At 67.4% G+C, this 18,280-nt stretch carries 19 protein-coding genes, 6 tRNA genes and 1 riboswitch; of the genes, 13 read left to right on the forward strand and 12 right to left on the reverse strand.

Annotation, left to right across the window (positions count from 1 at the left end):
- Nucleotides 1-44: 44 nt before the first annotated feature.
- From ribB to BLQ10_RS18695, 10 genes are all read right to left on the reverse strand, one after another.
- A complete protein-coding gene (gene ribB / locus BLQ10_RS18650) occupies nucleotides 45-725 on the reverse strand; it encodes a 3,4-dihydroxy-2-butanone-4-phosphate synthase (RefSeq protein ID WP_091564548.1) in 681 nt (226 codons plus the stop codon).
- A gap of 35 nt (nucleotides 726-760) precedes the next feature.
- Nucleotides 761-1,447: a riboflavin synthase gene (locus tag BLQ10_RS18655; RefSeq protein ID WP_091564511.1), complete on the reverse strand. Its 687-nt coding sequence runs from the start codon at nucleotides 1,445-1,447 to the stop codon at nucleotides 761-763.
- Nucleotides 1,447-2,535: a bifunctional diaminohydroxyphosphoribosylaminopyrimidine deaminase/5-amino-6-(5-phosphoribosylamino)uracil reductase RibD gene (gene ribD / locus BLQ10_RS18660; protein WP_091564549.1), complete on the reverse strand. Its 1,089-nt coding sequence runs from the start codon at nucleotides 2,533-2,535 to the stop codon at nucleotides 1,447-1,449. The genes BLQ10_RS18655 and ribD overlap by 1 nt, the downstream gene beginning before the upstream one ends.
- A 101-nt stretch (nucleotides 2,536-2,636) precedes the next feature.
- Nucleotides 2,637-3,335 (reverse strand): nicotinamide riboside transporter PnuC, encoded by a 699-nt coding sequence (pnuC, locus tag BLQ10_RS18665; RefSeq protein WP_091564512.1) that lies wholly within the window; start codon nucleotides 3,333-3,335, stop codon nucleotides 2,637-2,639.
- Nucleotides 3,336-3,429: 94 nt separating this feature from the next.
- A riboswitch (FMN riboswitch) is annotated at nucleotides 3,430-3,581 on the reverse strand.
- 107 nt (nucleotides 3,582-3,688) lie between these two features.
- Nucleotides 3,689-4,345 (reverse strand): ribulose-phosphate 3-epimerase, encoded by a 657-nt coding sequence (rpe, locus tag BLQ10_RS18670; RefSeq protein WP_091564513.1) that lies wholly within the window; start codon nucleotides 4,343-4,345, stop codon nucleotides 3,689-3,691.
- Between the two features lie 67 nt (nucleotides 4,346-4,412).
- Complete coding sequence (locus tag BLQ10_RS18675; RefSeq protein ID WP_091564514.1) at nucleotides 4,413-6,014, reverse strand: RsmB/NOP family class I SAM-dependent RNA methyltransferase; 1,602 nt, start codon at nucleotides 6,012-6,014, stop codon at nucleotides 4,413-4,415.
- On the reverse strand, nucleotides 6,011-6,931 hold the full coding sequence (gene fmt, locus BLQ10_RS18680; RefSeq protein ID WP_091564515.1) for a methionyl-tRNA formyltransferase: 921 nt from the start codon (nucleotides 6,929-6,931) through the stop codon (nucleotides 6,011-6,013). The genes BLQ10_RS18675 and fmt overlap by 4 nt, the downstream gene beginning before the upstream one ends.
- Complete coding sequence (gene def, locus BLQ10_RS18685; RefSeq protein ID WP_091564516.1) at nucleotides 6,928-7,500, reverse strand: peptide deformylase; 573 nt, start codon at nucleotides 7,498-7,500, stop codon at nucleotides 6,928-6,930. The genes fmt and def overlap by 4 nt, the downstream gene beginning before the upstream one ends.
- Before the next feature lie 124 nt (nucleotides 7,501-7,624).
- A complete protein-coding gene (locus BLQ10_RS18690; protein WP_091564517.1) occupies nucleotides 7,625-8,470 on the reverse strand; it encodes a cytochrome in 846 nt (281 codons plus the stop codon).
- 86 nt (nucleotides 8,471-8,556) lie between these two features.
- A tRNA-Val gene (locus BLQ10_RS18695) sits at nucleotides 8,557-8,628 on the reverse strand.
- 356 nt (nucleotides 8,629-8,984) lie between these two features.
- Here BLQ10_RS18695 and BLQ10_RS18700 point away from each other — a divergent pair.
- The 6 genes from BLQ10_RS18700 (at nucleotide 8,985) to BLQ10_RS18725 (ending at nucleotide 9,976) form a co-directional block, all read left to right on the forward strand.
- A tRNA-Gly gene (locus BLQ10_RS18700) sits at nucleotides 8,985-9,057 on the forward strand.
- Nucleotides 9,058-9,104: 47 nt separating this feature from the next.
- A tRNA-Cys gene (locus BLQ10_RS18705) sits at nucleotides 9,105-9,175 on the forward strand.
- Between the two features lie 39 nt (nucleotides 9,176-9,214).
- Nucleotides 9,215-9,289: transfer RNA gene (locus BLQ10_RS18710), tRNA-Val, on the forward strand.
- Nucleotides 9,290-9,346: 57 nt separating this feature from the next.
- Nucleotides 9,347-9,419, forward strand: a tRNA-Gly gene (locus BLQ10_RS18715).
- Nucleotides 9,420-9,457: 38 nt separating this feature from the next.
- Nucleotides 9,458-9,532 (forward strand) — tRNA-Val (locus BLQ10_RS18720).
- A 174-nt stretch (nucleotides 9,533-9,706) separates the two neighbouring features.
- A complete protein-coding gene (locus BLQ10_RS18725; RefSeq protein WP_091564518.1) occupies nucleotides 9,707-9,976 on the forward strand; it encodes an antitoxin in 270 nt (89 codons plus the stop codon).
- Nucleotides 9,977-10,072: 96 nt separating this feature from the next.
- Here the strand turns inward: BLQ10_RS18725 and zapE are convergent, their stop codons facing one another.
- Entirely contained in the window at nucleotides 10,073-11,110 is a 1,038-nt protein-coding gene (zapE, locus tag BLQ10_RS18730) for a cell division protein ZapE (protein WP_091564519.1), read from the reverse strand.
- A 226-nt stretch (nucleotides 11,111-11,336) separates the two neighbouring features.
- Between zapE and BLQ10_RS18735 the strand changes: the two genes are divergently transcribed.
- The 3 genes from BLQ10_RS18735 (at nucleotide 11,337) to ybaK (ending at nucleotide 13,321) form a co-directional block, all read left to right on the forward strand.
- Nucleotides 11,337-12,254 carry a sulfurtransferase gene (locus BLQ10_RS18735; protein WP_091564520.1) on the forward strand — a complete coding sequence of 306 codons (918 nt, stop codon included), beginning with the start codon at nucleotides 11,337-11,339 and terminating at the stop codon, nucleotides 12,252-12,254.
- A gap of 70 nt (nucleotides 12,255-12,324) precedes the next feature.
- Entirely contained in the window at nucleotides 12,325-12,798 is a 474-nt protein-coding gene (locus tag BLQ10_RS18740; RefSeq protein ID WP_175558691.1) for a SufE family protein, read from the forward strand.
- Between the two features lie 25 nt (nucleotides 12,799-12,823).
- Nucleotides 12,824-13,321: a Cys-tRNA(Pro) deacylase gene (ybaK, locus tag BLQ10_RS18745; protein ID WP_091564522.1), complete on the forward strand. Its 498-nt coding sequence runs from the start codon at nucleotides 12,824-12,826 to the stop codon at nucleotides 13,319-13,321.
- Between the two features lie 62 nt (nucleotides 13,322-13,383).
- On the opposite strand, the gene BLQ10_RS18750 is transcribed toward ybaK, so the two are convergent.
- The gene (locus BLQ10_RS18750; RefSeq protein WP_091564550.1) at nucleotides 13,384-14,742 is read right to left on the reverse strand and encodes an alpha/beta hydrolase family protein; all 1,359 of its coding nucleotides are present in this window, start codon (nucleotides 14,740-14,742) and stop codon (nucleotides 13,384-13,386) included.
- Nucleotides 14,743-14,875: 133 nt separating this feature from the next.
- Between BLQ10_RS18750 and BLQ10_RS18755 the strand changes: the two genes are divergently transcribed.
- The 4 genes from BLQ10_RS18755 to BLQ10_RS18770 all read left to right on the forward strand — a co-directional run bounded on the left by BLQ10_RS18755 (nucleotide 14,876) and on the right by BLQ10_RS18770 (nucleotide 18,241).
- Nucleotides 14,876-15,364, forward strand: a complete 489-nt coding sequence (locus tag BLQ10_RS18755; protein ID WP_091564523.1) for a hypothetical protein — start codon at nucleotides 14,876-14,878, stop codon at nucleotides 15,362-15,364.
- Nucleotides 15,365-15,378: 14 nt separating this feature from the next.
- Nucleotides 15,379-15,906 carry a peptide-methionine (R)-S-oxide reductase MsrB gene (gene msrB / locus BLQ10_RS18760; RefSeq protein WP_091564524.1) on the forward strand — a complete coding sequence of 176 codons (528 nt, stop codon included), beginning with the start codon at nucleotides 15,379-15,381 and terminating at the stop codon, nucleotides 15,904-15,906.
- 164 nt (nucleotides 15,907-16,070) lie between these two features.
- Complete coding sequence (locus tag BLQ10_RS18765; protein ID WP_091564525.1) at nucleotides 16,071-17,468, forward strand: DUF6421 family protein; 1,398 nt, start codon at nucleotides 16,071-16,073, stop codon at nucleotides 17,466-17,468.
- Nucleotides 17,465-18,241 carry an SDR family NAD(P)-dependent oxidoreductase gene (locus BLQ10_RS18770; RefSeq protein ID WP_091564526.1) on the forward strand — a complete coding sequence of 259 codons (777 nt, stop codon included), beginning with the start codon at nucleotides 17,465-17,467 and terminating at the stop codon, nucleotides 18,239-18,241. The genes BLQ10_RS18765 and BLQ10_RS18770 overlap by 4 nt, the downstream gene beginning before the upstream one ends.
- The last annotated feature ends 39 nt before the right edge of the window (nucleotides 18,242-18,280 follow it).

Below are 18,280 nucleotides of genomic sequence, written 5' to 3' on the forward strand. Positions count from 1 at the left end.
CCGTCTCTTCTCGGGTCTCCGAAGTCGTCACTGTTTCTCCTCCATCAGACGGGGTCCGTTGTGTGGCTGCCGTGCTGTCTCGCTTCAAGGTACGCCACCAGATCCGCAATAGAAATCAGGGGGCAGCCATGCTCAATCGCGAAGCCGCGCAATCCATCCAGCCGCATCATTTCTCCGTTGTCGTACACAAGCTCTGCTATCACTCCCGCGGGCTCCAGTCCGGCCAGCCGGCACAGGTCCACGGCCGCCTCGGTGTGGCCGGGACGTTCCCGCACTCCCCCCTTAACGGCGCGGAGCGGAAAAACATGCCCGGGACGGGTCAATGAATTTGGCTGGCTTTGCGGGTCCGCCAGAATCCGGGCCGTCAGGGCGCGGTCCGTGGCGGAAATTCCGGTGCTGATACCCGCCGCGGCATCGCAGGACACGGTGTAGGCGGTGCCCTTGGCATCTTCGTTGATTGCCACCATCGGCGGCAGGGCCAGGGCGTCGGCCCGGTCGGCGTCCAGCGGTACGCAGATCACTCCGGAGCTGTAGCGGACTGTCCAGCCCATCAGCGCCGGAGTCGCGTGCTCAGCGGCGAAAATGATGTCGCCTTCGTTCTCGCGGTCCTCGTTGTCCACCACCAGGACGGGGCGCCCGGCTGCCATGGCGCTGATGGCATCCTCGATCGGATCGAGGCCTACCCGGCCGGTGCCGGCAGGCGCGGCGCGAAGCGCCTCTGCCAGGCCGTTTTCGTCTTTGACGTGGTCTTTGACCCGGCTCACTTCGCGGCCCCTTCCGTGCGTGCGGATTCTCCTGCAGTACCTTCGGTCGCCCGGTGCGCGGCGGGCGACGTTCCGCCGGCAAAGGACAGCAGACGCTCGGTGTACTTCGCCAGGACGTCGACCTCAAGGTTTACGTGGCCGCCGAGTGGTTTCTGGCCCAAGCCGGTCTCGGCCAGTGTGGTGGGGATCAGCCCAACTTCAAACCAGGGCGCCGGCTCGCTGGCCGGGCTGACTGCCGTGACGGTGAGGGAGACGCCGTCGACGGCGATGGATCCCTTTTCGGCGATGTACCGGGCCAGGCCGGCCGGCACAGCGAACCGGAGCCGGTCCCAGTTGCCCAGCCCTTCACGCTCCACGAGCTGGCCGACTCCGTCGACATGTCCCTGCACCACGTGACCGTCCAGCCGTCCCCCGGCGGGCACGCAGCGTTCCAGATTGACCGGATCGCCCGCAGCGAGCTCTCCGATGGTGCTGCGGTCAAGGGTCTCGCCCATGACGTCGACGCTGAAGTCCCTGCCATCGATCTGCGTCGCGGTGAGGCAGACGCCGTTGACCGCTATGGAACCGCCCAGGGCGAGGCCGGCCGTGGTGCCGGGCGCGTGGAGCCGAACGGTGGCGCTGCTGTCCCCGTTGCGCTCAACGGACAGCACCTTCCCCTGCTCGGCGATAATTCCGGTAAACATCAATTGCCTCCTGCGGCGGTGTCCGCGCCGGTGCGGTGCGGGGTTGTATCGGATGAAGTAGAGGTGGCGTCCGGGGTAGCCGGAGTAGCCGGGCGAAGATGGAGCCGGAGGTCGCGGCCGAGGACCTGGACGGCGCCTCCGGATGCCGGGTCCCATTCCCACTGTTGGGCATCGGCCAAGGTGGTGATGCCGAGGCCCTCCAGGGCGGCCGTGCCGGAGCCGAGCAGTGTCGGTGCCAGGTAGACGATGAGTTCGTCGACCAGGCCGCCCGCAAGGAACGCGCTCAGGATCCGGGAGCCGCCTTCCACCATGAGGTGCCGGACGCCGCTTGCGAACAGCTGGTCCAGGGCCTCGCGCGGATCGCGGGTGGCCAGGTGCAGGACGTTGCCGTCCGCTCCGTGGACGGCGGCGTCGTCGGGAATGCCCCGGTACCCCATGACGGCGCGCAGGGGCTGCTTGCCGTCTGCTTCGCCGTCGGCGTTCCGGGCGGTGAGCCGGGGGTTGTCGATCAGCACCGTCTGGGTGCCCACCAGAATGGCATCGATCCGGCCCCGCAGGGCGTGGTTGTCGGCGAGCGATTCCGGGCTGGAAATCCACTGGCTGGTGCCGTCGCTGGCAGCGATGCGGCTGTCGAGGGTCTGCGCGATGTGCAGGGTGACGAAGGGCCGTTTGGTGGCGACGGCGTCGAACCAGCGCCGGTTCAGGTCCAGCGCGGCGTCGGCCGCCAGCCCGGAGCGGACCCGGACGCCCGCGGCGCGGAGGGTCAGGGCCCCGCCGGCGGCCGGATCATGGGGATCGTCGACGGCGTAGACGACGTCGGTGATACCGGCTTCGATGATCGCCTGCGCGCAGGGGCCGGTGCGCCCGCAGTGGTTGCAGGGCTCAAGGGTCACCACAATTGTGGCGCCGCGGAGGTCCAGGCCCGCCGCCTTCGCCTGGGCGATGGCGTCCGCCTCGGCGTGGGCAGTCCCGGCTCCGCGGTGGTATCCGGTTGCAAGGAGCGTTCCGTCGGTCCCAACGACGACGGCGCCCACGAGCGGGTTGGCGCCCCGCGGGCCCTGTGCCGCGGCGGCCAGGGCAGCCTGCATGGCAGCATTTTCGGCAGGGCTGAACGGGGCGGCGTCGAACGGGGCAGCGTCGAGCGGGGCAGCGTTGAATCCGGCGCTCAAGCCGGCGCTGTTGGGGGCACTCACTTGGCCACCAGCGGATCGGGGAAGGCGGTTTCGACCGTGACCGGCCGGTTCGCCAGCTTCGACGCACGCCACCAGACGAAGAATCCGGCGAGCGTGAAGAAGCCGTAGAAGAGGTACATGACGGCGCTGGCGTAGTAGCCCGCGCTGAACAGCAGCGGCACACCGACGATGTCCACGGCCACCCAGATGAGCCAGAACTCCGTCCAGCCGCGGGCCATGCCGTAAGTCGCCAGCAGCGAGCCCATGAACGTCCAGGCATCTGCCCAGACCGGCGGGTAGGAGCCCAGCGAGTCGAAGAGCGGCGTCAGCGCGGCGGTCCCGACCACGAGGCTGAGACCCAGGATTACCCGGGTCTGCGTACTGGCCCAGCGCGGCGCGACAGCTGCCCCGCCGCTGGCGGACTGCCTGCCCTGCTGCCAGCGGTACCAGCCGTAGAGGGCGACGCCTATGAACATGACCTGGCGTCCGGCCTGGCCCCACAGTGTGGCGGGCGTGGCGGAGCCGAAGACGTTGCCCAAGAAGACCGTCAGGAGCAGTAAGTTGCCGGCGATGCCGACCGGCCACGCCCAGACCCGGCGGCGCATGCCGCCGAAGGCGCTGGCGAGGCCAAAGATGTTGCCTAGCACTTCACGAAGAATCAGGACAGATCCGCCTACCGGGATCTGCGCTTCGAAGAGCCATCGCAAGAGGTCCATGCGTGTGTCGTTCCTTCCCTCAAGAACCGCGATGGCTCCGGGGGTATACGACAGCACAATCATGCGGCGCCTTCTGGGCGCCACCGAAACAGCTGTACGTGCTTCTCTCATCCAGACTTTAACTGTCGGTACCGGAATTTCACCGATTCAACCGTTTGCCGGCATCCTTCCCGAAGAAAGGCGCTGGCGCGCGGGTCGCGGACTGTCACCGCCGGTTCGGACTTACACCGACCCCGGAGCACGTATGTGTGTTGTTATTGTGACACAACTGCCGGCCAGCTCGGGCTATTCCCGCCCGCGCACGTTACGGTCTGAGTCATCTTGCGGCAATTCCCTGCCGGAGCCGGGCTGCCTCAGCGGCTTCCGGCCGCCCGGAGCCTTTCGACGGCCTGCGCCGGATCCGCGGCGCCGTACACGGCTGACCCCGCCACAAAGACGTTCGCTCCCGCCTCTGCGGCACGCACGATCGTCTCCTCGGTGATGCCGCCGTCGACTTGGAGCGCCACTTTAACGCCGGAGCCGTCAATGGCCGCGCGGGCCCGCCGGATCTTGGGCAACGTCAGGTCCAAAAAGGACTGCCCGCCGAAACCTGGCTCCACCGTCATGATCAACAACAGGTCCAGTTCCGGGAGCATGTCCAGATAGGGCTCCACGGGAGTGCCCGGGCGCAGCGCCATGCCGGCCTTGGCACCGCGGGCGCGCAGTTCCCGCGCGAGTTTGATCGGCGCGATCGAGGCTTCGGCGTGGAACGTTACCGAGGCCACCCCGGCGTCGGCGAAGCCCGGCGCCCAGCGGTCAGCGTCGGCGATCATCAGGTGGGCGTCCAGCGGCACCGGGCTGACGGCCTGGATGCGCTGCACCACGGGCAGCCCGATCGTCAGGTTGGGCACGAAGTGGTTGTCCATGACGTCCACGTGCACCGCATCGGCATTGCTGATCCGGCGCAGTTCGGCCTCAAGATTGACGAAGTCAGCGGAAAGGATGCTCGGGTTGATGCAGCACTGGGCCATGGATTTCCTTCTCGTTCGTACTTAGCTGGTTCGTTTTTAGCTGGCAGTGCCCCAGTATCAGTGAAACTCAGGCCAACTTGCGAATCAGCGCCAGGAACATGGCGTCCGTCTGGTGCACGTGCGGCCAGAGCTGGGCGGTGAGCTCGTGCCCGGCCTCGAGGTGGCCGGTGAGGCTGACGCTGTCCAGCACGGCACCGGCGTCGAGGAGCTCGAGGTCCTCGCGCTTGCGCAGCACATCACTGACAACGGCGGTTGTCTCTGCCGGGTGCGGCGAGCAGGTCACGTAGGCCACCACGCCGCCGGGCTTGACGGCGTCGATCGCTGAGTTGAGCAGCTGGCGCTGCAGCGGGCCCAGGTCCACGAGGTCCTTGGGCGTGCGCCGCCAGCGCGACTCCGGGCGCCGGCGCAGGGCCCCCAGGCCGGTGCACGGGACATCGACGAGGACACGGTCGAAGGACTCCGGCTGCTCGGCGCCGATGTCGCGGCCGTCCCCGGTCCGGACCTCCCAGGCGTCCCGTGGGACCGCGGACAGGGCTTGGCGCACGAGTTTGGCACGGTGCGGGGCGAATTCGTTGGCCAGCAGATGGGCGCCCCGCTGCCGGGCGAGGGCAGCGAGCAGGGCGGCCTTGCCGCCGGGGCCGGCACAGAGATCCAGCCAGCGCTCCCCCGCATCCTCGCTGTCCGTCTCCGCTTCCGCGTCGAGGTCCGCGCTGGCTTTTGTGCCGAGGCCCGTGCCGGTTTTTGCGCCGGGGCCAGTGCCGAGGTCGACGGCGGCCATGGCCCGGGCCACGAGCTGCGAGCCGACGTCCTGGACACGGGTGCTTCCGTCCCGAACCGAGGCGAGCCGGCCGAGGTCCCCACCGCTGGAGAGCGCGGATCCCTCGACAAGCTCACCCGGGGTGGCCCCAATTTCCAGGGCCTCGTCCAGGCTGCCCACGCCGGGCAGCGCCACGAGGTTCACCACGGGCGCGGCGTTGTCGGCTTCGAGGAGCCCGTCAATCTCAGCAGCCGGGCGGCCGTGGGCCACGAGCGACTGGCGGAGCGCACGGACGATCCACTCGGGGTGGGCATAGCGGATGGAGGCGATTGTGGTGGCATCGGTCTCGGTGCTGAGCAGCAGGTCGAGCCACTCGTCGAGGGTGCGGGCGGAGACTTTACGCAGCACGGCATTGATCAGGGCGGAGGGACCGGCCCCGATCACGGCGCGGGCCAGCCCCACAGTCTGGTCCAGGGCGGCGTGGGCGGGCACGCGCATGGCGAGCAGCTGGTGCGCGCCGATCCGCAGGGCATCGAGGATCGCGGGATCCAGTTGGTCCAGCGGCCGGTCGACGCAGCGCGCCAGGATGGCGTCGTACGTGCCCTGGCCCCGTAGGGCGCCGTAGCTCAGCTCGGTGGCAAATCCGGCGTCGCGCTTGTCCAGCCCGTGGTGCCGGATCCGGGCAGGCAGCACCAGGTTCGCGTAGGCGTCCTCGGCTGCCACGGCGCGGAGCACTTCAAAGGCAACCAGCCGGGCCGGATCGGCGCGGCGGGTCCGCTGGGACGGGGCGCTCTCGGTGAAGCCGCGCTGCGGGCCGCGGTTGCGTTCCCTGCCCTGGGCGTTCCGTCGGCTGCCGCCGCGGGCGCCTTGGCCACTGCCCCGGCTGCTGCCGCTGGTCCCGGACTCGCTCATTCGAATACCACGCTTTCAAGTGTTGCCTGCCCACGCGCCCAATCAGCGGCGGCCATCATTTTCTTGCCCGCGGGCTGGACCCGCGTCAATTCCACCGGGTGCGAACCCGTCCCGACGAGGACTCGTTTCCCGTCCATGCCCAGCTGTCCGGGCCGAAGCGCGGCGGACTCCGGCGCCGGCAGCACCGGTTCCAGCTTGATCCGCTGGCCATCGAGCATGGTCCAGGCGCCGGGCTCTGGCGTGACTCCGCGGGCCCGGCGGCCGATCGCCAGTGCGGGCTGCTGCCAGTCGAGCCGGCCGTCCTCGAGGCTGAGTTTGGGTGCCAGGCTGACGTCGCCCTGTTGCGGCAGCGCGGCGGCCTTGCCGTCGTCGATGGCGGACAGAGTTTGGGCCAGCAGGACCGCACCGCTGTGGGAGAGCCGTTCGAGCAAGGCACCGGCGGTATCGCCGGCGTGCACGGTCTCGGTAAGGGTTCCGAAGACCGGACCGGTGTCCAGCCCCTCCTCGAGACGGAAGGTGACGGCGCCGGTGACGTCGTCGCCGGCGATGACGGCACGCTGCACGGGGGCGGCGCCGCGCCAGGCCGGAAGCAGGGAGAAGTGCAGGTTCACCCAGCCATGGCGGGGAACAGCGAGGGCAGCACTGGGAATGAGGCCGCCGTAGGCAACGATCGCCGCGACGTCCGGCGCGGCGGCGGCAATGCGGGCGGTGACCCCGGCGTCGACTTTGGCGGCGTGGATGATCTCGATGGCGAGCTCGGCTGCCCGGGCCGCCACGGGCGACGGCGTCAGGACCCGCTTGCGTCCCAGCGGGGCGTCCGGGCGGGTGAGGACAGCGACGACGTCGAACCCGGCGTCGATCAGGGCATCCAGGGACGGCACGGCGACGGCCGGGGTTCCCGCGAAAAGGACCCTCACGGGGTGATTCCGAAGCTGGAGCCGCCAAAGCTCGTCCCGACGCTCTTCGCGCGCTTGCTTGTGGTCTGTTCCGTAATGGCGTCGTAGTTGGCATTGCGGATGGCGCGCAGGGCGGCCTTGCGGTCATCGCCCTCGAGCCGGTCGGTGTAGAGGATGCCATCCAGGTGGTCGGTCTCGTGCTGGAAGCAGCGCGCCAGCATGTCCTCACCCTCTACGGTGACGGGGTTGCCATGGAGGTCCACGCCGGTCACCCGGGTTTGGCGGTATCGGCGGACTGGGAAGCCGAGGCCCGGGATGGACAGGCATCCTTCGACCTGGTCCGGTTGGAAGTCCTCGCTGTTTTCCAGCACGGGGTTGATGATGTGACCCTCGACGCCGCCGATCCGGTACGTGAAGACGCGCAGGCTGACTCCGACCTGGGGTGCGGCCAGGCCGGCGCCCTCGACATCCTCCATGGTTTCGGTCATATCGGCGACGAGCTTTGCCAGTTCAGGCCCGAATTCCGTCACGGGATCGGCGACTGTGCGCAGCACAGGATCCCCGATGATGCGGATATTCAAAATGGCCATGTGCAGTCTGTCCTCACGGTGAGCGGTTAGGGATCCAGTCCAGTTTAGTTGCAGCTGCCGGGCTCCTGCTCTGGGATGCCGGTTCAGTGCTCCGGTTCAGTGCGGCCCGTCCAGTGCTGCGCGTTCAGCGCCTCACGGGCGGCGCCAGCGGGAGCAGTGCTGCTCCGGCGGTGGCCGTGTCGGCTGACATCTCCCACACGCGGCGCAGTGCACAGAATTTCCACCAGTGGTGTTTCAGGACCTCGGGGTTGGCCCGCTGCGGACGGACTTCGGTTTCCCCCACCGCCACGGCCAAGAGGATGGGGGATTCGCCGTGCTGCCATGCCTCCCACTCCCCCGCCACGGGATCGACCAGGCTTTCTTCTGCCTTCATGCCGGCGACGAGCTGCATGACCACCTTGTCATCCAGCGGTTTGACGGTACCGTCCCGGCTGGTGCCCTTGGTCTTGTAGTCGATGAGGCAGGTCCTGCCATTGATCCTTGCAACAAGGTCCAGGGTGCCGGCGTAGCCAACCGTCTTGTTCCACACCGTAATCTCCGGGGCGATGGGTTCAACCTGGAAGAGCTCCCACCATTCGTCGAAGCGTGCCGCGAAGGCTTCCTCACCGTTGGCGGCCAAGGCCTCCCGCGTTTCCTTCATCTGGTGCGGCCGGCCGAGCGCACGCAGTGCAACCTGCTCGCAGTAGTTGTGGACCCGGTCGCCACGCTTGGCGGCATCGTCCCGGTATGACTCCGCCGCCTTGGCTGCCCGGCTGACCGCCTGACGCAGTTTGGCGGGGCTCCCAAGGATGCCGGGGAGCTCGGGATCCTGGGCCAGGCTGTTCGCACCCATGTATCCGAACCAGCCATCCAGGCCGTGTGGCTGCTGGCCGATCACAGTGGTGATGGAGGGGACGGAGAACTGTGCCGATGTGGAGCGGGCGTACATGCGACCATAGTCCGTGGCGTGGGCGAGGAGTGGAGCGGTCATATGAAGACTCTTTCACGGGGGTCAGACAACGGTGAAAAGCAAAATGGCCCGCCCCGCTGAGTCAGCGGAACAGACCATTTCGTTAGTGGGCGATACTGGGTTCGAACCAGTGACCTCTTCGGTGTGAACGAAGCGCGCTACCACTGCGCCAATCGCCCTAACGACATTGAATGCTAGCCCACCCGGACTGATTTTAGAAATCGGTCCGGGGAACCCGGCTCAGCCACTGATGTGTGGGCCGGTTTCCCCCGCAACAGTCCCGTGCACTGGTCCCGTCCACTGGCCCACCCACTGGCCCTGCGCAATATTCCCGGTTCGGCTTCGAACCGCGGCTTGAGAGGGACGCTAATTACACCGCTGTAATTAACAAAATCGCCTAGAAATCAAGGAAATATGGCCATGGGAAGGGGGCCAGTGCACCTCGATTTGTAGATTCCCTGAACCTCCTATAGAGTTCTTACTCGTTGGAACGCGAGGAAATGCCGAATGCGGCACGGAAACGCACGCCGACAATGCGGACGTAGCTCAGCTGGTAGAGCACCACCTTGCCAAGGTGGATGTCGCGAGTTCGAATCTCGTCGTCCGCTCGCAGGACACTGTCACAGGCAAAGGTTCTTCGGAATCCTGTCTACACGGTGGGTTGGCCGAGAGGCGAGGCAGCGGCCTGCAAAGCCGTATACACGGGTTCGAATCCCGTACCCACCTCGGTGAAAACCCTGGTTTCCGGTTCCGGCCGGACGCAAGGGGCGATTGGCGCAGCGGTAGCGCGCTTCCCTGACACGGAAGAGGTCACTGGTTCGATCCCAGTATCGCCCACCAAAGCAAGGCAACTTGCTTGATGCAGTACCACCGGCCCGGCCGGCATGGACTAAAAATGCGGACGTAGCTCAGCTGGTAGAGCACCACCTTGCCAAGGTGGATGTCGCGAGTTCGAATCTCGTCGTCCGCTCTCTTCATTAAAACTCCACTCCGGATCCTTCCGGTTGCGGGCGATTGGCGCAGCGGTAGCGCGCTTCCCTGACACGGAAGAGGTCACTGGTTCGATCCCAGTATCGCCCACCACAAGAGCAGCTCCCCCGGAGCTGCTCTTTTTTGTGCATTGGGGTCCTTCTACCCTGTGCACCTGGCCCTGGCATCTTTTATCCTTTGGGCGCACACCCTTGGCACTCCCGCCACCTCCCGCTAGGGTAGAAAACGCTAGGAGCGATCTGGCTCCGCGACCGAAGGGAGGTGCCCGTGGGTTTACTTGACGATCTAAGGGGCAAGGCTCAGCAAGTGATTGGTGGCAACGAACAAGCCATCAAGGACGGCATCGAAAAGGCCGGCGATTTCGTCGACTCTAAGACCGGCGGAAAGCACGCCGACAAGATCGATGCCGTGCAGCGGGGCGCTTCGGACTTCGTGGACCAGGCGAACGACCGGCCGGACTCGGCCCCCGTCGCCGATCAGACTCCCGTAGCCGGCGAGCCCCCCGTAACCGGGGAACCCCGCCAGCCAGGCCTCTGACCCAGATACGTCAGCGAGGTGCCGGTCCCGCCGAGAGGTGGCGCCGGCACCTCCGGCATTTAAGGGCGGCTCCGGCGTCGTTGGGGGGGTTGGCGGCTAGGATGGCTCGTGGTTTTGGCCCTCGCGGGCCAGCGCGGTGAGCCGGGAGACGGCGCGGAAGTACTTCTTCATGTACCCGCCGGTCATCATTTCCTCGGTGAAGAGCTGGTCGAACGGCACGCCACTGGCAAGGATGGGCACGTCTTTGTCGTACAGCCGGTCCGCCAGCACCACAAAGCGCAGCGCAACAGCCTGCTCGGTAATCGTGTGCACGTTCTTCCAGACGACGCCTTCGATCCCCTCCAGCAGCTGGCGGTAACGGCTCGGGTGCACGCCGGCCAGGTGGTTGATCAAGGTGCTGAACTCATCGCGCGCCACGGTCTTGCCGTCGAATTCGGCATGCATGTGGTGGGTCAGGTCATCATTGCGCAGCGGCGCGGGCGCGGCCGGCAGGCCACGGTGACGGAAGTCCTCGCCGTCGATCCGTACGACGTCGAACTGGTCAGCCAGCACCTGGATTTCGCGGGCGAAGTCGACGGCGGCGAAGCGCCCGTCGCCGAGGGAGCCCGGCAGCGTGTTCGATGTCGCAGCAAGCTTCACGCCGGCGTCGGCAAGTTCGCGCATGAGCCGGGACATGAGCACGGTGTCCCCCGGGTCGTCGAGCTCAAATTCATCGATGCATACGAGCTTGTAGTGGCTCAGGGCCTCAACGGTCTTGCGGAACGACAGCGCACCGACGAGGTTGGTGTACTCGACGAACGTGCCGAACGCCTTCGGCCCCGGGGCGGCGTGCCACAGCGACGCCAGCAGGTGTGTCTTGCCAACACCGAATCCGCCGTCGAGGTAGATCCCGGCCCGGGACGTTTCCTTCTTGCCGAAGAGCCGCTTGAACAGGCCGTCCCCGTCACGGGCACCCACCCCCGCCGCGAAATGCTCCAGGGCATGGACCGCATGGGACTGGGTGGGCTGGGAGGGATCGGGCCGGTAGCTGGAAAACGACACCTCACCGAACCGCGGCGACGGATAGAACCCGTTGAGGAGTTCGTCCACGGAAACTGCCGGCGTACGGGCGGCGAGCTGTTCGATCTGTACCAAGGTGGTCCGTTCTGCTGGTCTCTTGTCCCCAGCAAGAATACCGGCAAAGCACGCCCGGCCCGTGTGCGCGCTTACGGACCCGCGGCCGGCGTGAGGAAGACCACATTTCCCCGTGTGAACCCGGTGGGGCATTCCCGCTGGCCCGTGACTAGTGTTGTAACAGGCCCGGCGCCGCGCACGCTTTCCGCGCCCGGCCTCCTGACCGTTCCAGTGAAAGGCCATCGCAATGTCCTACCCCGTTGAGCAGAACGAGAAATTCGCCGCCTACGCCCACCCGGCCCGCCTGGTGTCCACGGAATGGCTGGCCACGGCCATCGAAGAGGGGGCCCTCGACGGCGGCAACCTGGTGGTGGTGGAATCCGACGAAGACGTCCTGCTGTACGAGACCGGCCACATCCCCGGCGCGGTGAAAATTGACTGGCACACGGACCTGAACGACGAAGTCGAGCGCGACTACATCGACGGCGAAGCCTTCGCCGCGCTGGCCGCGGCCAAGGGAATCTCCCGGGACAGCACCGTGGTGATCTACGGCGATAAGTCCAACTGGTGGGCAGCCTACGCCCTGTGGGTGTTCACTTTGTTCGGCCACGAGGACGTCCGGCTCCTGGACGGCGGCCGGGACAAGTGGATCGCCGAGGGCCACGCCCTTTCCACACAGACCACCGTTCCGGCCGCCGGCACCTACCCCGTCGTGGAACGCAACGATGCCCCGATCCGCGCCTTTAAGGACGACGTCCTGGCACACTTCGGCAAGCCGCTGATCGATGTCCGTTCACCCGAGGAGTACACCGGCCAGCGCACCCACATGCCGGCCTACCCGGAGGAGGGCGCGCTGCGCGGCGGCCACATCCCCACCGCGGCCTCCATCCCCTGGGCCCGCGCGGCGGCTGGCGACGGCACCTACCGGAACCGCGGCGAACTCGAGGCCCTGTACCTCGGCGAGGCCGGCTTGAAAGAGGGGGACGACGTCGTGGCCTACTGCCGGATCGGCGAGCGGTCCAGCCACACCTGGTTTGCGCTGAAGTACCTGCTGGGCTTTGAAACAGTACGGAACTACGACGGTTCCTGGACCGAATGGGGCAACGCCGTGCGCGTCCCGATCGTCAAGGGTGCCGAGCGTGGCGCGGTTCCGGCCGGCCGTTAGTGCCGGGCAGCATGGACCGGAACTGTCAGCGACAGGGACACAATCGTCGCGCGTGCGTAAGCTGGGAGTGATGAATACTTCAGCCCTCCCCGCCGCGCTGGCGGACATTGTCGACGATTTCCAGGCCCTGACCGAAGCAGAACGGCTGCAGTTGCTCCTCGAGTTCTCGCAGGGACTTCCGGAACTTCCGGAGCGGCTCCGGGACCACCCGGAGCTGTTGGAGCAGGTAGTGGAGTGCCAGACGCCGCTCTTCCTGACCGTCGAGACGGAACAGGCCGACGGCGTCGCGCCCGAACGCGTCCGGCTCTACTTCAAGGCACCCAGGGAAGCCCCGACCACCCGCGGCTTCGCAGGGGTGCTCCATGAAGGACTCGACGGCCTCAGCGCCGCGGAAATCCTGGCCGTCCCGGACGACATGCCCGAGCTGCTGGGCCTCACCCGGGCCATCACCCCTCTGCGAATGCGCGGGATGACGGCCATGCTGGGCCGGATCAAGCGCAAAGTCGTCGCGTCCGGAACCCGGCAGTTGCCGGCGCAGTCCTGACCTAACGCCCGGACAGCCAGAGGATATGGCCCGCAAACTTCCGTCGCAGGGAACTCCGGCCACCGCAGCACTCGCGGCCGCCGGGGTTCCCTTTGTCGCCCACCCCTACACACATGACCCCGCGGTGGCCAGCTATGGCTTGGAAGCGGCGGAAGTGCTCGGCGTCGACCCTGCCCGGGTCTTCAAGACACTGATGGTCGACGTCGACGGCCGGCTCGCCGTCGGCGTCGTGCCCGTGAGCGGAAGCCTGGACCTCAAGGCGATGGCCGCAGCCTTGGGCGGCAAGAAGGCAGAGATGGCGGACCCGGCCGCGGCGCAGCGGCGGACCGGATACGTGCTCGGGGGCATCTCACCGCTCGGGCAGCGCCAGCCCTCCCCCACGGTGGTGGATGACAGTGCCCTGGAGCTGGAGACCATCCTCGTTTCGGGCGGACGGCGTGGCCTGGACATCGAACTGGATCCGGCCGAGCTCATCCGGCTCACGGCTGCCCGCACCGCCAGGATCGGGACCCGGCGCGACTGACCGCCGTCCTTGACGACACGACAGATCATGGCAGTCTTCATGCGAAACACTGCCGTGAACTGCTAGTTGGGTGTGGCGTTCCCGGCCGCCGGCTCCTGGTCGCCGGGGTTGGCACGGGGCGCCAGCTGCTGCCGAAGCCAGGCCACGACCTGCCGCTCCCAGCGCTCCGGATCCACATTCCATTCCTTGGTGTGCAGGGCCCTGTCGAAAGGCTCGAACGTGACCATCTCCGGATTCTTCTCGGCCAGCGCGGCGGACGGCCCGAAAGGCACGTATTCGTCGTCCACGCTGTGCACAATGAGGGTCGGCGTCCGCAGCTCCACGGCCCGCGAAACCCAGTCCATCGCCTTGAAGTCAACGGGCGCGGCCAGCCCGGTCAGCCGCCGGCCGAGGCGGTGGCTAAGCATCAGCTGTCCGTAGCGGCCCACGGACGACGGGATCCGGTTCAGCTCCGCGTGGTGGGCCAGCACGTTGACCCAGTTGATCACCGGCGCGTCCAGGACCATCGCCCGGATCAGGTGGCGGTGCCGGGAGAGGTCAGCCGTCTGCAGGCAGATCGCGCCGCCCATCGACCAGCCGAACAGGACTACCTCGCGGGCGCCCTGTTCCAGGGCATAGCCGATGGCGGCCTCGACGTCGCGCCATTCAGTCGAGCCCAGTCCGTAGCGCCCGTCGCTGGCTGACGGGGCCAGGCCGTCGTTTCGGTAGGAGATCAGCAGGCTGGACATGCCCAACTCCCGGGCGGTCCGGAGGGCCCTGAGGCCCTCCTGCCGGGTGGCGCCGCGCCCGTGCACCATGATCGCCCAGACGTCCGGGGCCAAATCCTCCGCCGCCGCCGTGGCGCGGACCAGCCAGGCCGGCGCGGTCCCGGCATCGACGTCGATCAGCACGTCCTCCACGGGCAGCCCCAATGCGGCCGGATCCGGATAGGCCGCTCCGCTCCACCAGCCGCGCCGGGCGGTGGCAATGTCCCCGCTGTAGACGTGCTCGACCTCGCGCAGCACGGTGCGTTCGGCCGGCGAGTAGGACAGGATCCGGCCGATCCGCGCATGGCCGCGGCCGCCATCGAAGAAGAAACCGTAGACCCCGTCCACCGTGGAATCCTGGGTGGCGGCGAGAATGACCTGCAGGGCGCGCCCCTCGCGGATGACGGCCAGGACTTCCTGGTCCTCTGCGCGGAACCGGGCCGGGGTGATGACGCGGCGGGCGAAATAAAGCGCGAGGGCGGAGGACCCGGCGGCCAGCACGCCCGCAGCGGCGCTGCCGCCGATGATGCCCCCCAGCGCCCACTTGGCGCTTCCGGACGGGGCGGCGCCAGGGCCCGCCGCAACGGGAACTGCTGTTCCGCGGGCAGCGGTCCGGCGAAGGTCCGGGCGGAGGTCCGGGCGGAGGTCCGGGCGGAGGCGCAAGGAGGATGCCATGGCACCATTCTGACTGAACCGCAGCCCGACCATGGCATTGGCACGGTTCTGCAGCACGGCCGCCGGCCTGGACACGCCGGGCTCCCCGGGACACAACCATGCGGGGCAACACGAGCGCGACTAGGCTGGGGTCATGAGTGATCCAATCGTCATTTTGACAGAAGAGCCCCTCGGTGCGGATGACCGCGTCAATATTGAAACCCTGATTGCCGGCGGTGATGCGCCCCTGCTGATCCTGGTGCCGGCCAACACCGAGCGTCACCTGGTGGTGGATTTCCTGGAAAACCTTTCCTTGCTTGAAATCGCCAAAGCCTTCCGTGAACTGACGGCACATTCTGACCCCGCCGAGGAGCGGGCCGAAGCCGCCGACACCCTGGCCGCTTCGCTGGCCGCACTGGCCGGCCTGGGCGGCGGCGTCTCGGGCGAAGTCGTCGAGGGCAAGGCCGTCGACGGCCTGGTTGCCAAGGTCAAGGAACTCAGCGCCGGCCAGGCTGTGGTCATCACGCGCCCGCACGCTGTCGCAGACACCTTCCACACCGACTGGGCCACCAAGGCACAGGACAAGCTGGGCCTGCCCGTCCTGCATCTGTACGCCGGTTCGGGATTTATCGGGGACTCCTGAGCGTTATTGAGGCTATGAGTATCTTTAACAGGTCCAAATCCATGCCCTCCGCAGTGCCGGCCGCTGACCCCGACGCGGCGCCTGCCGCTTCGCCGCTTGAACAGCCCTCGGGTGGACAGACGACCGCCCAAAAGCCGGTCGAAAAGACCGATGCCCAGTGGCGCGAGGAACTCACGCCCGAAGAGTACCGCGTGCTCCGCCAGGCCGGCACCGAGCGGCCGTACACCGGCGAATACTGGGACACCCACACCCGGGGCGTCTACCAGTGCCGGGCCTGCGGCAGCGAACTCTTCACCAGCAATGAAAAGTTCGACTCGCACTGCGGCTGGCCGTCCTTCTGGGCGCCGCTCGCCGAGGGTACCGTGCGCTACATCCATGACCGCACCATGGGCATGGACCGGGTGGAAGTTCGCTGCGGCACGTGCGATTCCCACCTGGGACACGTGTTCGACGGCGAGGGCTACGGCACCCCCACGGACCAGCGGTACTGCATCAACTCGGTCTCCCTGAAGCTCGTTCCCGCGGACGACGCCGGGCAGTAGCAGGCAGCCCTTCCTCTTCTTCCGCTGGAACGGCTTTTCAGAATCACTTGCCCCAGACTTTCTTATGCTCGAGGCAATTTTGCATTAGAGCATCTGTTTGCTTGCTACGCTCGATTTAGATCCAGCGACACGCTCCACAGCAACCAGAAAGGCGACCGTCGACGATGACCACGACCGCTCTTACCGCCCCCGCCCCGATCACGGCCAGCAACCAGGAATGGCTGCGGCTCAAGGCTGCCGCCACCGCACTGCAGACCCTCCAGATCCAGGACGGTTCCGTGCCGGATGCCGAAGCCCACGAAGCCGCGGCCGGATACGTCGGAACCATCACCGCAGCGGTCTCGGCCCTGGCCCCGTCCTTCCCGCACGACGCCCGCTACCTCGAACTGCTCGTCACCGACTTCGGCCGATGGGCCGATGGCGGCTTTGGCGTGCCGGACTTCCTGGATTCCCTGCAGGCGTTCCAGCCGCAGCAGCACCGGGTCAACGGACTCCAGCACCTCGTCGTGTTCCCGATGTACACCCAGAACGGCAGCAGCAGCCGACTTGTCGAGGCCCTGCTGATCGAGGTCATCTGGCCCGAGTTCGTCGGCGGCCTGGAGCAGTGCGAATACTCCAACAAGCTGTTCGTCCCGATCCGCTTCCTCGACTTCACCCCGGGCTACAACACCAATTCCGCCGTCCTCTTCCCCGAAACCGTCGCCGTCCGCGAGACCCCGACGTTCACGTGGGGCGCGATCTTCGCCGACCGCGAGGCCGCCCGCTTCCGCCGCGTCCTGCGCGCCGCCGCCGAGATCACTTCCCTGCAGCTGCCCGAGGACGCCGCCGGGCTGCTCGAGGACCAGGAGCTGACGCAGGAAACCTTTGTCATGTGGGACCTCATCCACGACCGCACCCACATGCGCGGCGACCTGCCCTTCGACCCCTTCATGATCAAGCAGCGCATGCCGTTCTTCCTCTACTCGCTCGAGGAACTGCGCTGCGACCTCACCGCCTTCCGCGAGTCGGTGAGGATCGAGAAGGACGAGGACGCTGACCCGGAGGCACGCCGCCACGCCAAGCTTGTCCAGTACGCCGTGATCTTCGACCGCATCTTCCGCTTCGCCATCACCGGCACCCGCGTCCGCAACTACGACGGCCTCGGCGGCCAGCTGCTCTTCGCCTGGATGCACCAGCACCACGTCCTGCACTGGACCGACAGCAAACTCAGCATCGACTGGGACGAGGCTGCCGGCGTCGTGGTTGAACTCGGCGCGAAGATCGAGGAACTGTACTGGCGCTCGATCGACCGTCCCAAGATGGCCCACTGGCTCGCCGCCTACGAGCTCATTTCCGGAACGGTCACGCCCAACCCGGCCTCGGTCTGGGCCAAGGGTCCGGACGCCCTCCCCCTGGACGGCCCGCCCCGGGGCCTCACGGACCAGGTCCTCGACGACGAGTTCCCGCTCTCCATGTTCTACGAGGCGCTGGAGAAGAAGATGCGGCCCGTCATCGAATCCACTGCAGGCATCACCGGGTCCTCAGACACCAACAGCGGCGCCCAGGCCCTGAACGCCGGATGAGCAACGGACGCACCTTGAACGTTCTGGTCACGGGCGGCAGCGGGCCGTCCGGGATCGCAACGGCCCGTGCCCTTCGCGACGCCGGCCACAGGGTCTTCACCGTGGGTTCTAATGACGCCCGGATCGAGGCCGCCGCCGCCGAAGCCGGTGGCGGCGTCACCGCGCTTGTGAGCGACCTCGCGAGCCTGGCGGACGTAAAGGCCTTGCGGGCGAGCGTTGCCGGCATGGCCGGAAACGTCGACGGCGTCATCCACTTGGTGGGCGGCTGGCGCGGCGCGAAAGGCATCACGGACCAGAGCGACGACGACTGGGACTTCCTGGAACGCAATGCCATCACGACGCTGCGGAACGTCACGCGCGTCTTCTTCGACGACCTCGCCGCGTCGGACACCGGACGCTTCGCCATGGTGTCCTCCACGGCCGTGAGCTCCCCGACGGCGGGCGGCGCCAGCTACGCCGCGGCCAAGGCCGCCGCGGAAGCCTGGACGCTGGCGGTCGCGGACGGCTTCCGGCGTGCCCACGCCGCGACCGCCGGCGCCCCCGAGCATGAAAGCACGAAGCAGGAAAGCACGAAGCCCGAAAACCCAGAGCTGCGCAGCGCCGCCGCCATCCTCGTGGTGAAGGCGCTCGTCAATGCGGAAATGCGGGCCAAGGCCCCGGAACGGTCGTTCCCGGGCTTCACGGACGTGGCAGACCTCGCGGCTGCCGCAACCGGGCTCTTCAGCACTCCCGCCAGCGAGCTGAACGGCCAGCGGCTGCTGCTCAGCCGCTGAACTGGCCCGGACCCAGTGGCCCGGACTTAGCCGCCGCGG

Source organism: Arthrobacter sp. ok362 (assembly GCF_900102785.1).
Lineage (GTDB): Bacteria > Actinomycetota > Actinomycetes > Actinomycetales > Micrococcaceae > Arthrobacter.

Bases quoted from the DNA above. Each gene is read 5' to 3' on its own strand.
- BLQ10_RS18655 (WP_091564511.1), bottom strand. From the start codon at position 1,447: ATGTTTACCGGAATTATCGCCGAGCAGGGGAAGGTGCTGTCCGTTGAG.
- ribD (WP_091564549.1), bottom strand. From the start codon at position 2,535: ATGCAGGCTGCCCTGGCCGCCGCGGCACAGGGCCCGCGGGGCGCCAAC.
- pnuC (WP_091564512.1), bottom strand. From the start codon at position 3,335: ATGGACCTCTTGCGATGGCTCTTCGAAGCGCAGATCCCGGTAGGCGGA.
- rpe (WP_091564513.1), bottom strand. From the start codon at position 4,345: ATGGCCCAGTGCTGCATCAACCCGAGCATCCTTTCCGCTGACTTCGTC.
- BLQ10_RS18675 (WP_091564514.1), bottom strand. From the start codon at position 6,014: ATGAGCGAGTCCGGGACCAGCGGCAGCAGCCGGGGCAGTGGCCAAGGC.
- def (WP_091564516.1), bottom strand. From the start codon at position 7,500: ATGGCCATTTTGAATATCCGCATCATCGGGGATCCTGTGCTGCGCACA.
- BLQ10_RS18690 (WP_091564517.1), bottom strand. From the start codon at position 8,470: ATGACCGCTCCACTCCTCGCCCACGCCACGGACTATGGTCGCATGTAC.
- BLQ10_RS18735 (WP_091564520.1), top strand. From the start codon at position 11,337: ATGTCCTACCCCGTTGAGCAGAACGAGAAATTCGCCGCCTACGCCCAC.
- BLQ10_RS18740 (WP_175558691.1), top strand. From the start codon at position 12,325: ATGAATACTTCAGCCCTCCCCGCCGCGCTGGCGGACATTGTCGACGAT.
- ybaK (WP_091564522.1), top strand. From the start codon at position 12,824: ATGGCCCGCAAACTTCCGTCGCAGGGAACTCCGGCCACCGCAGCACTC.
- BLQ10_RS18750 (WP_091564550.1), bottom strand. From the start codon at position 14,742: ATGGCATCCTCCTTGCGCCTCCGCCCGGACCTCCGCCCGGACCTCCGC.
- BLQ10_RS18755 (WP_091564523.1), top strand. From the start codon at position 14,876: ATGAGTGATCCAATCGTCATTTTGACAGAAGAGCCCCTCGGTGCGGAT.
- msrB (WP_091564524.1), top strand. From the start codon at position 15,379: ATGAGTATCTTTAACAGGTCCAAATCCATGCCCTCCGCAGTGCCGGCC.
- BLQ10_RS18765 (WP_091564525.1), top strand. From the start codon at position 16,071: ATGACCACGACCGCTCTTACCGCCCCCGCCCCGATCACGGCCAGCAAC.
- BLQ10_RS18770 (WP_091564526.1), top strand. From the start codon at position 17,465: ATGAGCAACGGACGCACCTTGAACGTTCTGGTCACGGGCGGCAGCGGG.